At 56.2% G+C, this 14596-nt stretch carries 8 protein-coding genes; 5 read left to right on the top strand and 3 right to left on the bottom strand.

Annotated elements, in window-relative coordinates:
- The first annotated feature begins 254 nt into the window (after positions 1-254).
- The 4 genes from xdhA (at position 255) to M2305_RS04960 (ending at position 6554) form a co-directional block, all read left to right on the top strand.
- Complete coding sequence (xdhA, locus tag M2305_RS04975; protein WP_264648736.1) at positions 255-1715, top strand: xanthine dehydrogenase small subunit; 1461 nt, start codon at positions 255-257, stop codon at positions 1713-1715.
- Complete coding sequence (gene xdhB, locus M2305_RS04970) at positions 1708-4038, top strand: xanthine dehydrogenase molybdopterin binding subunit (protein WP_264648735.1); 2331 nt, start codon at positions 1708-1710, stop codon at positions 4036-4038. The genes xdhA and xdhB overlap by 8 nt, the downstream gene beginning before the upstream one ends.
- A gap of 2 nt (positions 4039-4040) precedes the next feature.
- On the top strand, positions 4041-4832 hold the full coding sequence (xdhC, locus tag M2305_RS04965) for a xanthine dehydrogenase accessory protein XdhC (protein WP_264648734.1): 792 nt from the start codon (positions 4041-4043) through the stop codon (positions 4830-4832).
- A gap of 180 nt (positions 4833-5012) precedes the next feature.
- The gene (locus M2305_RS04960; RefSeq protein ID WP_264648733.1) at positions 5013-6554 is read left to right on the top strand and encodes a glucoamylase family protein; all 1542 of its coding nucleotides are present in this window, start codon (positions 5013-5015) and stop codon (positions 6552-6554) included.
- A gap of 18 nt (positions 6555-6572) precedes the next feature.
- Here M2305_RS04960 and treZ read toward each other — a convergent pair whose 3' ends face one another.
- The 3 genes from treZ to glgA are packed head-to-tail and all read right to left on the bottom strand — an operon-like array spanning position 6573 to position 12202.
- Positions 6573-8330, bottom strand: a complete 1758-nt coding sequence (gene treZ, locus M2305_RS04955; protein ID WP_264648732.1) for a malto-oligosyltrehalose trehalohydrolase — start codon at positions 8328-8330, stop codon at positions 6573-6575.
- Positions 8331-8347: 17 nt separating this feature from the next.
- Positions 8348-10549 carry a 1,4-alpha-glucan branching protein GlgB gene (gene glgB / locus M2305_RS04950; RefSeq protein WP_264648731.1) on the bottom strand — a complete coding sequence of 734 codons (2202 nt, stop codon included), beginning with the start codon at positions 10547-10549 and terminating at the stop codon, positions 8348-8350.
- A 12-nt stretch (positions 10550-10561) separates the two neighbouring features.
- Complete coding sequence (gene glgA / locus M2305_RS04945) at positions 10562-12202, bottom strand: glycogen synthase GlgA (RefSeq protein WP_264648730.1); 1641 nt, start codon at positions 12200-12202, stop codon at positions 10562-10564.
- A gap of 204 nt (positions 12203-12406) precedes the next feature.
- On the opposite strand from glgA, the gene glgX reads away from it, so the two are divergent.
- Positions 12407-14545 (top strand): glycogen debranching protein GlgX, encoded by a 2139-nt coding sequence (gene glgX, locus M2305_RS04940; RefSeq protein WP_264648729.1) that lies wholly within the window; start codon positions 12407-12409, stop codon positions 14543-14545.
- Positions 14546-14596: the final 51 nt, after the last annotated feature.

Here is a 14596-nt window from a genome sequence, read left to right as displayed (position 1 = left end):
TAAAGATGCTGCATAGCGAAGCGAAAAGTGAGCTCGGTCTTGAGTGCCAGTGGGTGTTATTTACGCTCTCGAAAAAGCAACGCGTTATGCGTATCTTGGATATGGACGGCAACACCCTCTTCAGTGCAGGACTCTGCTAGTCTCCCATTTTCATATTCGGGGTTTCCCCATCTTCACCAGGGTCGAACTTTGACAGTCCAGCCAGCCTTCTTCCGTTTTGCTTTGCGCGTGTTGCCTCATGGAGGGCAAGGATCATGAGACAGGCTGTACAATTTTATCTGGGCGATGAGCACTGCACTCTGAATGGCCTGAACCCGACCCTGACTCTTCTGGACTGGCTGCGAGATCGTGGCAAAACCGGAACGAAAGAGGGCTGTAACGAAGGTGACTGTGGTGCATGCACCGTGCTGGTCGTACGATTGGATCAGGATCGGCTCGTTTGGCGCGCTGTGAATGCATGTATTCAGTTTGTCAGCATGCTGGATGGTGCGCAGGTTTATACGATTGAGGACCTCGGTACGCCTGATGCACCGCATCCCGTGCAGGCTGCTATGGTGGAACAGCACGGTTCGCAGTGCGGTTTCTGTACGCCAGGTTTTGTCATGTCCATGGCAGCGTATCGCAAGACCCCTGGTGCAACTGTTGATGACGCCCAGATTGACGACGCTCTGGCTGGAAATCTTTGTCGCTGCACCGGGTACGCGCCGATCGTGCGCGCCATGAAACAGTCCATATCGGCCGGCCCGGACCGTTTCGATGCACAGGTTGCGACGATCACGGAGCGTCTCACAGCCCTGAATGACGGTGAAACCGTTCAGGTGTCTGGCGCAGAAGGCACCCTTACAATTCCGGCGAGTGTAGATGTTCTGGCTGACACACTGGTGCAGCATCCCGAGGCCACGATTGTCGCCGGGGCAACGGATGTGGGTCTGTGGGTGACCAAAGGCATGAAGCAACTGCGGCATGTCGTCTCGATCGGCCGTGTCCCTGAGTTACGGAAGATAGAGCGCACGGATGAAGGCCTGACGATCGGTGCTGCCGTGACTTATCAGGAAGCCAAGCCGTTTATCGCAGACCTCCTTCCCGATGCAGCAGAGATGATCCGTCGGCTGGGTTCAACGCAGGTGAGGAACAGCGCGACAGTCTGTGGAAATATCGCCAACGGTTCTCCAATTGGTGACGGGCCGCCGATGTTTATTGCGGCTGGTGCAACCCTGCATTTGCGACTGGGCAATGAACGTCGCTCCATGCCTCTGGAAGCCTATTTCATTGCTTATGGAAAGCAGGATCGGCGGCCCGGGGAGTTTGTGGAAGCCGTTACCCTTCCGGTTCCTGAAAAGGACGTTCAGTTCCGCGCTTACAAGATTTCCAAACGGTTCGATCAGGATATCTCAGCGGTTCTGGGGGCTTTTTTCATGCGCCGGAATGCAGACGGAATCATTACGTCTATCCGGCTGGCCTATGGTGGGATGGCAGCAACACCGAAGCGCGCAGCGAATGCTGAAGCAGCTCTGTTCGGCCGCCCATGGGATGAAGCGACGCTGGACGCCGCAAGAGCCGCGATTGCACAGGACTTCACGCCTTTGACGGATATGCGCGCCACAGACTGGTATCGCCGGACAGTCGCCGCAAATCTGCTGACGCGCTTCTTTGAGGAAACAACGGGCGGCCCACAGGCGCGTCTGGCCCGTACGGGAGGGCAGGCCCATGTCTGAAGCTCGCAAGATGCCGATGGTTCAGGGGGCGGCCTCCACCAGCATGAAGCATGAAAGTGCGATTCTGCATGTGACAGGGCGTGCGAACTACATCGACGATATGCCGGAGCCGAAAGGCATGTTGCATGTCGTCCCGGGGCTAAGCACCAAGGCTCATGCGCGGATCGTGTCCATGGATCTGAGCGCCGTTCGCTCTGCGCCGGGCGTGGTGCGGGTTCTGACGGCAGAGGATGTTCCGGGCGAGAACGAGATCAGCCCGGTGCATGCGCATGATGAGCCACTGCTGGCCACGGATCATGTCTATTACTGGGGCCAGCCGATGTTTGCCGTAGTGGCGACGTCCCGGCAGGCTGCCCGTCAGGCCGTGCGGCTTGCGAAGATCGAGTATGAAGAAAAGCCCGCTATCCTGAACGTTGCTCAGGCGCGTGAAGCTGGCGGCGATCTGGTTTGGCGTCCACTGGTCATGAAGCGCGGTGATGTGGATGCCGGACTGGCTGCCGCGCCGCGCCGTCTGTCCGGCAATATCACGATGGGCGGGCAGGAGCATTTCTATCTTGAAGGCCAGGCCGCTCTGGCTCAGCCGGGTGAGGCTGGGGAAATGCGTGTCTGGTCTTCCACGCAGCATCCGTCTGAAACGCAGCATCTGGTGGCGTGTGTTCTGGGGCGGCCCCATCATCTGGTCACGACTGAAGTGCGCCGGATGGGCGGGGGCTTTGGGGGCAAAGAAACGCAGGCCAATGCTGCGGCCTGTCTGGCGGCTATTGCGGCTGATCTGACCGGGCAGGCTGCCAAGATGCGTCTGGACCGTGACGACGATATGATGATGACCGGCAAGCGGCATGATTTTGTCGTGGATTATGAGGTCGGCTTCACGGATGACGGGGACATTCTGGCGGTCGATATGGTTCTGGCTGCCCGCTGTGGCTGGTCCGCCGATCTGTCCGGGCCTGTTGTGGATCGTGCGCTGTTTCACGCGGACAACGCGTATTTCTATCCGGATGTGCGGTTCCGTTCCGAGCCACTGCGCACTAACACGCAGTCTAATACGGCCTACCGAGGGTTTGGTGGTCCGCAGGGCATTGTCGCGGCGGAGCGTGTTATCGAGGAAGTCGCATTTGCGACAGGGCTTGATCCTGTGACTGTGCGGCTGCGCAATTTTTATGGAACGACAGACCGGAACATCACGCCGTATCACATGACGGTGGAAGACTCGATCAGCCGGGAAATCGTCACGGAACTGGTACGGCGCTGCGATTACGCGAAGCGCAAGGAAGAAATCCGCGCGTTTAATAAAACCAGTCGTTACATCAAGCGCGGGATTGCCCTGACGCCGGTAAAATTCGGCATTTCCTTCACGGCGACACATTACAATCAGGCGGGTGCGCTGGTTCATGTCTATACGGATGGTTCCGTACAGGTGAACCATGGCGGGACCGAAATGGGGCAGGGTTTGCACACGAAAATGGTGCAGATTGCCATGCGTGAGTTCGGGCTGACGTCCGATCGCGTTCGCATCACAGCCACTACAACGGGCAAGGTTCCCAACACGTCCGCAACGGCGGCGTCTTCTGGGGCAGATCTGAACGGCATGGCAGTTCTGGATGCCATCACCAAGATCAAGCGCCGCATGATCGCGTTTGCCGCCGAGAAGTGGAGCGTCGCTGAGGAAGACGTGCAGTTCCTGCCCGATGGCGTGCATGTTGGGTCAGATGTCATGACCTTCCAGCAGTTGGCCTGGCAGGTTTATTTCGCCCGCATTTCCCTGTCTTCCAACGGGTTCTACAAGACGCCCAAGATCTCCTGGGATCCGGCAACGGGGCGGGGACGTCCGTTTTTTTACTTTGCCTATGGTGCGGCCTGTGCGGAAGTGTCCGTTGATCTGTTGACAGGTGAGAACACCATGGACCGCGTGGATATTCTCCATGACGCCGGGCAGTCCCTGAATCCAGAAATCGATGTCGGGCAGATCGAAGGTGGCTTCGTGCAGGGAGCAGGCTGGCTGACGATGGAAGAACTGGTCTGGGACCCGGCTGGTCGTCTGCGGACCCATGCGCCCAGCACTTACAAGATCCCGGCCTGTTCCGATCGGCCACGGATTTTCAATGTGGAACTGCTGGAAAACGCCCCGAACCAGGAAGAGACGATTTTCCGGTCCAAGGCCGTTGGGGAGCCTCCTTTTGTGCATGGCGTGGCAGTTCTTCAGGCCATTTCGGACGCTCTTGCCAGCCTGAATGACTACAAGACCTGCCCGCAGCTTGATGCGCCTGCGACGCCAGAACGTGTTCTGCGGACTGCCATGAGCCTGCGTGGCGAGAACGACTGACCATGCTGGAAGCCATCCGCCGCTGGCGTGATGCGGGGGAAGCGGTGGCCAGAATAACGGTTCTGGTCGCCAAAGGGTCCACGCCGCGTGAGGCCGGGGCTTATATGCTCCTCACACAACGCGAGCAGGTTGGGACCATCGGTGGGGGACGTCTGGAGTGGGACTGCATGGCGGATGCCCGGGCCCTCCTGGCCGATGGTGCAGACCATCTGGAGCGGCATATCCCGCTGGGGCCTGCCATCAACCAGTGCTGTGGCGGCGCTGTGACGGTGAGCATCGAGCGCATACGAAACCTGGATGACATTGAGCGTCAGGCCTGGAAAGAGCGGGAGACGCTGCCTCAGTTGATTCTGTTCGGGGCTGGGCACGTAGGGAGAGCGCTGGCGAAATCACTGGCGCTTCTGCCCCTCAGGCTTGTCTGGGTTGATGCCCGGCAAGATGAGTTTGGGCCTGTTCCGCCAACAGTCGAAGCACAGGTCACATCAGACTGGGAAAGCACCTTGAATGCAGCGCCTGCTGGTTCGGGCGTTCTGGTGCTGACACAAAGTCACACTCTGGATGCCCTCATTACGGGGGCAGCGTTGGCACGAAATGATCTGCGATACGTGGGGATGATCGGCTCTCGTACGAAACGCAAACGCTTTGAGAGTGCGTTCCGGGCAATCGACATCCCGCAGGAGCAGATTGATAAACTGGTCTGCCCGATTGGAGATTTCGGCGTCCGGGACAAGCGTCCTGAAATGATTGCAGCTTTCGTGACGGCAGAAATTGCGGCTCGTTTGCTGGAAGTTTGACGGCAGTAGGAATCCGGGACTCGCTCATGTAACGGAAGCTTGCAAAATCGTACGGGATTCGTGATTTCCGAGTGGATAATTTTCGATATTTCTGGCAGTTTTCCAAGCCTCGCAGACATCACGCCGTTGTGATGTAACACCACGTTCAAGTGATGCATCTTCTGCGCTTATGGTGAGCCTATGAGCACTGACTTTCGGATGCAGCCTGCGCCAGGCAGCAGGTTTCTCTCGACAGCACGACGTGCAGGACAAAAGTTCTGTGCTTCATCCTCCCGTTTTCTCCGGACTGGAGTAGCGGCAGGGGTTGTGCACCTTGCCCTCTTTTCAGGATCTGCCATCGCAGCAGGTGCGGCGATACCGCAGGCCGACAAACCACCATCCCTCACGGCGGCCGATCAGACTTTTGTGGAAGATCTGGAACATCGGACGTTCCGCTGGTTCTGGGATACGGCCAACCCCAAGAATGGGCTGATCCCTGATCGCTCTCCGCTGCCGAATGGCGCTGCGAGCATTGCGGGTGTGGGCTTCGGTTTGACGGCTTATGGAATTGGAGCGGAGCGCGGATACATAACCCGCCAACAGGCTGCGGACCGCACGCTGACGACCCTGAGATTTCTGATTGGTCTGCCGCAGAATGACAAGGTTTCAGGTGCGGCAGGGTACAAAGGCTTTTTCTACCATTTTCTGGACCCCAATACCGGCCTGCGTGTCGCGAACTGGTCTGAACTTTCCAGTGTAGACACAACGCTTCTCATGGGCGGCGTTCTGTTTTCCCAGTCTTATTATGACCGCGATACTGCGCAGGAAAAAGAAATCCGCGACATTGCCGATCGCCTGTATCGCCGTATCGACTGGACGTGGATGAAAGCGCATGGCCCTTGGCTGAGCATGGGATGGTCGCCGCCCAACACGTTCATCACGACGGACTGGAAGGGCTATAATGAAGGCCTGATCATTTATCTTCTGGCCATTGCATCGCCAACGCATCCCCTTCCAGCAGAAACATGGAAGACCTGGACGGCTACTTACGACGGGCAATGGGGAGATTTTCAGGGCCATAAGCTGCTGAATTTCGCACCACTCTTTGGGCACCAGTACAGCGAATCCTGGATTGATTTCCGTGGCATTCAGGACGATTTCAATCGCAAGCATGATGATGACTATTTCCAGAACGGGCGTGAAGCTGTGTACGCGCAGCGCGCTTACGCACAGGCGAATCCCGGAGACTGGAAGGACTACGGCGCCAATATCTGGGGTCTGACCGCCTGTGATGGCCCCGGGGACATTCAGCAGGATTATGACGGCAAGCATCGCCATTACCTCGCCTACAGTGCGCGTGGTGCAGGCCGGGATTACATTCTCGACGATGGCACCATTGCACCAACAGCCGCAGGTGGATCGATTGCCTTCGCGCCTGAAATTGCTCTTCCCGCACTGGAAGAGATGCGCAAGCGCTACGGAAGTCGGATTTACAATCAGTATGGCTTCCTGGACTCCTTCAACCCCTCATTCAAAGACAAGAATGATTACTGGGTAGACGGGCAGCAGCTTGGCATTGATCAGGGACCTATTCTGCTGATGCTGGAAAACTGGCGCAGTGGCTTCGTGTGGAACACGATGAAAAAGAATCCTTACCTGCGTGACGGCTTGAAGCGCGCGGGATTTCAGGGCGGCTGGCTGAACGAAAAAACAGCGTCCAGCCAGGGCGACCGTCCGCTGTAATTTTGTAGGTCGTCCCGGTTAAAAGGCGCGACCAAGTGCCGCAACGAGCGTTCCGGGCGGAAGTGTCTGGGATGCTCGTTTAGGGCTGGTTTCGTAAAAGATGTTTTCTGGCTCGGGAAGCGAGACAGTGTTTGTCCCCAGATTAACGGCGATGGTCAGCAGGCTGCCGTCCCCAAGAGTCCAGGAGGCAATGACAGCTTTCTCTCCCAGAATATCAGCTCCCGCGCTGTAAGCTCCTTTTAGGTGCGGCGTAATTTTGGAATGGCGCAAGGCCAAAAGTTCTTTTGTTCTGGCAAGCCATGCCTGACCTTCCGATGTGTCCCGTTCGGCTCGGTCCGGGCGAGACATTCGAAATGTTTTCGGGTCAGTGGGGCTAGGAAGTGTCGCAAGAATTTCCGGGTCCGTCAGGTTGCAGTATTCGGCAAACTGTTCTTCGCGCCCACGGCGGACCTTCTCGCCAATGGCCCCGTGAAAATCCGAAAAGAAATAGAACGGCGTTTTTGAGCCCCACTCTTCCCCAAGGAACAGCATTGGCGTCATGGGGCAAAGAAGAAGCAGCGCATAGGCGGCTTTAAAGGCGTTTGGATCAGAAAGGGTGATCAATCTTTCCCCCAGAGGGCGATTACCGATCTGATCGTGGTTTTGTAAAAACGTTACGAATTTTGTTGGAGGTAAATCGCTGCTCGGACTGCCACGCGTTTTCTGGCGCGGCGGAAAAAATTCGCCCTGCCACGCAAGCCCCTCTGTCAGGACACGTTTAAGAAGGCCGGTTGTTTCGTGATGAAACGGCAGGAAAAATCCTTTGTCCTCTCCGCTGAGCATGACGGTCAGGGTATGGTGCCAGTCTTCGCTCCACTGTCCGGAATAGCCGTCGCGAAGAAGGCCTGCGTCATTGTTCTCATTTTCAAGAATTAAATGAACATGGCGGCCCTTTTCGACAGTCTTGTGAATGCGGCTCTGAAGTTTATAAAACCATTGTCGATCCGTAATGGCCCACGCGGCATCGATGCGGAGGCCGTCGAAGCGATATTCCATCAGCCAGTAAAGCGCATTGTCGATAAAGAAATCTGCTACGATTGGGTTATGGAAGTCGATACCGTCACCCCAGGGTGTGTCGTAGCGCGGGTCGAAGAAGCCCTTTGCATATTCCAGCAGGTAATTCCCATCTGGGCCGAAGTGATTGTACACAACATCCAGAAAGACCATCAGACCCAGTGAATGAGCATGGTCGATCAGGTCCTTCAGGGCTTCCGGCCGGCCATAAGCTGGCGTTGGGGCATAAACCAGCACGCCATCATATCCCCAGTTCCAGTGACCACTGAAACTGTTGACCGGCATGAACTGAACCGTTGTGATGCCCAGATCCGCCAGTTCCTGAAGGCGGGCTTTCATGCCTTCATAATTGCCTTCGAGACCCAGATGCGTCTCGTAAATGATCGTTTCTTCCCACGGGCGCCCCGTCCAGTCAGATGTTTTCCAATCATAAAAATCGGGGTCAAGAATTTCGCTTCGCCCATGGACGCCATCGGGCTGAAAGCGGCTGGCCGGGTCAGGAACCGTGACGTTGTCGCGGACGCGGTAAAGGTATCGCGCTCCGGCACCGCAAGGTGCTTCGGCGACGAATGTTCCATCTGCGTGTCGCCTCATGGCGATAGGCGGAAGGTCCTCCACCTCCACGAAAACTCTCTCACAGGAGGGAGCCCAGAGCGTGAACCGTGTCCGATCGGGAGCGATGAGTTCTGCACCCAGGCGGTTTTTAAACCTGAAGGAAGACATGCGCTGCGTCCTTTGTCTCAGGGAGCTGGAGAAAGATAAAGCACGGCAAGGGGGGGGAGGATCAGTTCGACAGAGTGTGGCATGCCGTGGGCAGGAATATCCTCGGCATACACCTGCCCATGATTGCCGAGATTGCTTCCACCCAGATGGGCTGCGTCTGTGTTGAGGAGCTCTCGCCATTCACCGCGCCATGGAACGCCGATGCGGTAGTTCATGCGAGGAACAGGCGTCATGTTGCCCACAACAAGAACAGGGCGTGCATCTGGAGACTGTCTGAGCCAGGCAAAAACCGTGTTGGCGATATCGTCAGCAACGAGCCACTGAAACCCTTCATGCTCATCATCGGAAGCATGAAGAGCAGGGTGAGAGCGATATAGTGTGTTGATGGAACGAACCGTGTCATACATGCCGCGACCATACCCGTCCCACAGCCGATACCACGCCAACTCACCTTCATGATTCCATTCGTGCGGTTGAGCCAGCTCTCCGCCCATGAAGAGAAGTTTTCGGCCCGGATAGGCCCACATCAGGGCGTAAAGTACGCGCAGATTGGCATGTTTCTGCCACTCATCTCCCCGCATTTTGGTCAGGAGAGACCCTTTTCCGTGAACAACCTCATCATGGGAAAGTGGCAGGATAAAACGTTCCGAATAAGCATAGATCATGCCGAAAGTGATGTCGTTTGCATGGTAACTGCGCCAGAGCGGATCAAGCTCCATGTACCGCAGCGTGTCATGCATCCAGCCCATATTCCATTTATAGGTAAAGCCTAGGCCGCCTGTTCTGGCGGGCGCTGTCACGCCTGGCCAGGACGTTGATTCTTCCGCGATCAGCATTGTGTCAGGGTGAAGGTCTTCCAGAGTTTCTGACAGATGGCGCAGGAAATTGACCGCTTCCAGATTTTCGCGTCCTCCATGAATGTTGGGGCGCCATTCTCCTTCCTTGCGGCTGTAATCCCGGTACAGCATGGATGCGACAGCATCGACACGCAGACCATCGACGTGGAACTGTTCCAGCCAGTGCAAGGCGCTGCCAGCCAGAAAACCACAGACTTCGTTGCGCCCGTAATTATAAATCAGGGTGTGCCAGTCCTGATGATAGCCTTCCTGCGGGTCTGCATGTTCATACAGGTGTGTGCCATCGAACTGGCTAAGCCCATGCTGATCGGCAGGGAAATGGGCCGGGACCCAGTCGATAATGACGCCGAGGCCAGCTTGATGGCAACGGTCAACGAAGTTGGCAAACTGGGCGCGTGAACCATGGCGCACTGTAGGTGCATACAGGCTGAGCGGTTGGTATCCCCACGAGCCGGAATAAGGATACTCCGCGATCGGAAGCAGCTCGAGATGAGTAAATCCCAGATCCTGAAGATACGGAATGAGCGCATCACCAAGCTCCTCCCACGTCATGATGTCATTGCCATGCTGGGGATGCCGCCATGAGGGGGCATGAATTTCGTAAATTGAAATGGGAGCCTGACTGGCATGTCTGGCCGCACGTGTGCTCATCCATTCCGCGTCGTGCCAGACAAAGTCATCTGGTGCCGCAATAACAGACGCATTGGCCGGCGGAAGTTCTGCGGCTTTGGCATAGGGGTCAGCCTTGGCGGGAAGAACGTGTCCATCCTGAGAGACTATTTCGTATTTGTAACGCTCTCCGGCGTGCACTCCAGGAATAAATAACTCCCACACGCCAGACCCATGACGCAGGCGCATGCAGTGCCGGCGGCCATCCCAGATATTGAAATCGCCAACGACGGAGACACGTTTGGCGTTCGGTGCCCACACTGCGAAGCGGACGCCATTTACGCCGTCAACGGCCATGGGAATGGCGCCCATCATCCGGTCGATCTGCTGATGTTTCCCTTCCGAAAAAAGGTACAGATCCATGTCGCCCAGAAGCAGGCCAAAGCTGTATGGATCATGGGTGTCCTGCCAGGCGTCGGCCCAGCGGATACGCAGGCGATAGCGGGCGGAGCGGGGGAGCGTGGCGGAATACAGGCCGCGATCATCGATCCGACGCATGGTCTTTTCCAAAACCTGCCCTGATGCCTGTTCCACCATGAGATGGACTTCCACAGCATCGGGGTAAAAGACTCTCACAATATCCTGCCGATGATCCCGGTGGCGGCCCAGGAGTGCGAAGGGGTCACTGCACTGCCCGGCCATAAGTGCGTCTGTCATGGATTGAAGAACGGGATCGACCGGACGAGCCATCATGCAAAAATACCTTCAGGAACGGGTGCCCGTACGGGGCGTGAATGGAACAAGTGAAGATGTTGCTGCGTCGCCTGCGGTGCGCGGCATCCGTGCAACCTGCCGTGACAGCCGTGGACGTGCAGATGCCGGATCGGCCCGGCGTGGGGCGATATCACTGCCCGGCTCTGTCATGACTGTTTCATGGCCGGTCATGTCCTGCAGCAGGCGGGCGTATTGGGCGGCTTTGCCATTCCAGGACACATCGTGCAGGGCCCCATTCCGCTGCATCCGTGCCCAGACAGCCTTTTGACGAAACAGTGCCTGCGCGCGGCGGATTGCCAGATAGAGCATGTCCTCTGTGGTGGGGGAGAACAGAATTCCGTTTGCAACGCCCTCTGATACAGCGGCTGAATTGGCATCAATAATGGTGTCGCTCAGCCCGCCCACGCGGGCTGCAATCGGGATTGATCCGTAACGCAGGGCATGAAACTGCGTCAGGCCGCAGGGTTCAAAACGGGAAGGGATCAGGGATGCATCGACCGCAGAGTGCAGTCTGTGTCCAAGTGTCTCGCTGTACCGCAGATGGCAGACGAAATTTTGTGGATACCGGCTACGTAGGGTCGCAAACTCCTGCATGATGCCTTCATCACCCACACCGACAACAGTGAGCTGGATATTCTCCTGAAAGAGGCGAGGGGCCAGCTTTGCGAGAAGGTCAGCCCCTTTCTGTGTTGTCAGACGACTGACCATCCCGAGAAGCAAAGCATCCGATTTCTGGGGAAGGCCAAACTCAGCCTGAAACACACGCTTGTTCGCACGGCGCGCGATGATGTCTCCAACCGCATAAGGAAAGAAGACGGAGGGATCGGTCATGGGATTCCATTCCCGAAGATCCACGCCGTTCAGAATGCCGGTCAAAGCGTTGGAACGAGCCCGCAGGACGGTATCCAGCCCCATTCCTTCCTCAGGAGTCTGAATTTCTTCTGCATAGGTTGGTGACACACTGATCAGACGGTCTGAAAACTGAAGAGCGGCTTTCATGAAGCTGATCTGGCCGTAATATTCGAGTTGGTCGAAGGTAAAAGACCACTCCGGCAAACCGAACGCGTGTAGCATTTCGCGGGGGAAGAGCCCTTGGAACGCGAGGTTATGTACGACATGGGCGACCGGCGGCGTCGGGCCCTCCATATAGCGCAGATAGGCGGGAACCAGCCCGGCATGCCAATCGTGGCTCAGAACTGCGTCTGGTTTCCAGTCGGGTAGTAATCCGGAAGCAATTAATGCGGCCGTTCGGCATAACACCGCATAACGGATGCCGTTGTCGCTCCAGGGCTGACCGTCTGGCGAAAGATAGGGATTTCCGGGACGATTGTAGAGATCTGGCACGTCCACGGCATAAAGCGTGCCTCCATCAGTGCGGCCTTCCCAAAGAATAACGGAATATCCGAGAACATTATCGATCCGGATTGTTTCTTTGCGGTTGCACAGTGCATGCAGAACTGCCGGATAGCCGGGCACAATGGTGCGTGTGCTGATCCCGTGAGGCTCAAGTGCCGCTGGCAGTGAGCCAACGACATCTCCCAGTCCCCCGGTTTTGATCAGCGGATAGATCTCCGCCGCTACGGAAAGAAGCTGCAGCTCTCTCACAGCTGATGCGGGCGTATTCTGCGTCATCACACACACACCTCTCGCTATCCTGCGGAGTTGGATATTTTTTGGCTTTGTCGATGAAACAACGCCTGATGGATGCTGTTGGAAACGCCTTCACAAATAATTTATAGTCGTGTCAGAAGCCCTTCCAGCGTTATCGCCCCAAAAGCTGCACGGCTCTGCCATGGGGCAGGAAAACCGACTTGCGTTTTTGCTGGAACAATCAAAATGAGCGGTTCGCGTCAGAAGGGATTACAGGAAGGAAATCCTAATAATCTCGGAGCTACCTATGACGATTCCGGGGTAAATTTCGCCGTTTTTTCTGCCCACGCCAAAGCTGTTGAAGTCTGCCTGTTCGATGAAGACGGAACACGCGAGACAGATCGGATCCGTCTGCCTGAATATACCGATCATGTTTTTCATGGATGGATCCCGAATCTGAAGCCGGGGCAGTTATATGGTTACCGTGTTCATGGGCCTTATGAGCCCGACGAAGGGCACCGGTTCAATCCGAATAAATTACTCCTGGATCCATATGCCAGAGCATTCCATGGGGACCTTAAATGGGATCCTTCCCTGTTTGGCTATGAGCTGGATAGCCCGGACAAGGATCTGAGTTTCAGCACGGCAGACAGTGCTGCATTCGTCCCCAAAGCCATCATCATTGACCCGACGCCGCAGCATTTTGACCATCCCGATACACCCTGGACGGATACGGTCATCTACGAGATGCATGTGAAAGGGTATACCCGTCAGAACTCTGCCGTGCCCGAGAAACTGCGGGGAACCTATGCCGGACTGTCAGACCCGAAACTGCTGAAAAGTATTCGGGATATGGGCGTGACGGCGGTGGAATTCCTGCCGGTTCAAAGCTTCGTCAACAGCAAATTTCTGGCGGATAAGGGCCTGCGAAATTACTGGGGCTATAATACGATCGGCTTTTTTGCCCCTGAAAGCCATTACGCAGCAGAGCCTGATAATGCGGCTCAGGAATTCCGGGCTTTGGTGCGTGCCTGCCATGAGGCGGGCCTCGAAGTTATTCTCGACGTTGTTTACAATCATACCGCCGAGGGTAACGAGCTTGGTCCTACGCTTTCATTTCGGGGCTTGGATAATGTTTCCTATTACCGGCTCATGCCAGACAGCAAAAGACATTACATAAACGAAACGGGAACCGGAAACACATTCAGCCTGACGCATCTGAACTGCATCCGCTTTGTTGCGGACAGTTTGAGATATTGGGTCAAGGAAATGGGCGTTGATGGATTTCGGTTCGACCTCGGAACAATACTTGCGCGCGAAGAAGATGGTTTTCACAATGATGCAACGTTTCTGCGTGTCTGCCGGCAGGATCCGGTCCTGTCGCATGTGAAACTGATTGCCGAGCCTTGGGACGTTGGCCCCGGCGGGTATCAGGTTGGGAATTTTCCGCCGGGCTGGGCGGAGTGGAATGACACGTTCCGGGATACTGTTCGTGATTTCTGGCGTGGCGAGGCCAAGTCAGGCGCCCTTGCGCCCAGGCTTCTGGCCAGCCCGGACCGTTTCAACCACAGTGGGCGGCAGACATGGGCCAGTGTGAATTTTGTCACGGCTCATGATGGCTTCACGCTCATGGACTGCGTCTCCTACAACGAGCGCCATAACGATGCGAACGGGGAGGAGGGTAAGGATGGCTCTCCCGATAACCGATCCTTCAATTATGGCGTGGAAGGACCGACAGAAGACCCGGATATTAATGCTACTCGCTGGCGCCAATGCAGGAACATGCTGTCCACACTGCTGCTGTCACAGGGAACGCCGATGCTTCTGGCCGGTGACGAATTTGGCCGGACGCAGCAGGGGAACAATAATGCCTACTGCCAGGACAGTGAGATTTCATGGCTGAACTGGGAGATCGGCAAAGAAGGTGCCCAACTTCAGAATTTTGTTCGCCGCTTAACAGGATTGAGGCGCCGGTATCCCATTCTCCGGCGTGGGCGCTTTCTGACGGAGGCTTACAATAAAGAGCTGGATGTTCAGGAACTCACCTGGCTGACTGCTGGTGGCAATCAGATGATGCCGGAAGACTGGGGGCATGATCAGTGTTTTGGTCTGATGATCGACGGCCGTAGCCAACGGAGTGGCATCATGCGACGCGGATCAGATGCGACTGTGCTGCTTGTGTTCAATGGATGGAAAGATGCCGTTCCATTCATACTGCCAGAGACAGGAGAAGGCCGGTGGAAGCTTCTGCTGGACACCAACCAGCCAGACGCTGGTAGCGAGATCGAGAAAGAAGTCTTTGACCAGAAGCATGAATACACCGTCACCGGTCGGTCTCTGCTGCTGCTGGAACTGATTTGTCGTGAAGCTGGCGAGTGTGCCTGACGGCGGACATGGCGGATGAAACATTGCATCCATGTCAGACCTGACGAAGAA

The organism is Gluconobacter cerinus (genome assembly GCF_025961355.1).
In the GTDB taxonomy this organism is placed as follows: domain Bacteria; phylum Pseudomonadota; class Alphaproteobacteria; order Acetobacterales; family Acetobacteraceae; genus Gluconobacter; species Gluconobacter cerinus.
This window is presented reverse-complemented; position numbering and strand designations above follow the sequence as displayed.

Excerpts from the sequence above, each read along its gene's own strand:
- glgX (WP_264648729.1), top strand. The coding sequence starts at position 12,407 with ATGAGCGGTTCGCGTCAGAAGGGATTACAGGAAGGAAATCCTAATAAT.
- xdhB (WP_264648735.1), top strand. The coding sequence starts at position 1,708 with ATGTCTGAAGCTCGCAAGATGCCGATGGTTCAGGGGGCGGCCTCCACC.
- glgA (WP_264648730.1), bottom strand. The coding sequence starts at position 12,202 with ATGACGCAGAATACGCCCGCATCAGCTGTGAGAGAGCTGCAGCTTCTT.
- xdhA (WP_264648736.1), top strand. The coding sequence starts at position 255 with ATGAGACAGGCTGTACAATTTTATCTGGGCGATGAGCACTGCACTCTG.
- M2305_RS04960 (WP_264648733.1), top strand. The coding sequence starts at position 5,013 with ATGAGCACTGACTTTCGGATGCAGCCTGCGCCAGGCAGCAGGTTTCTC.
- xdhC (WP_264648734.1), top strand. The coding sequence starts at position 4,041 with ATGCTGGAAGCCATCCGCCGCTGGCGTGATGCGGGGGAAGCGGTGGCC.
- glgB (WP_264648731.1), bottom strand. The coding sequence starts at position 10,549 with ATGATGGCTCGTCCGGTCGATCCCGTTCTTCAATCCATGACAGACGCA.
- treZ (WP_264648732.1), bottom strand. The coding sequence starts at position 8,330 with ATGTCTTCCTTCAGGTTTAAAAACCGCCTGGGTGCAGAACTCATCGCT.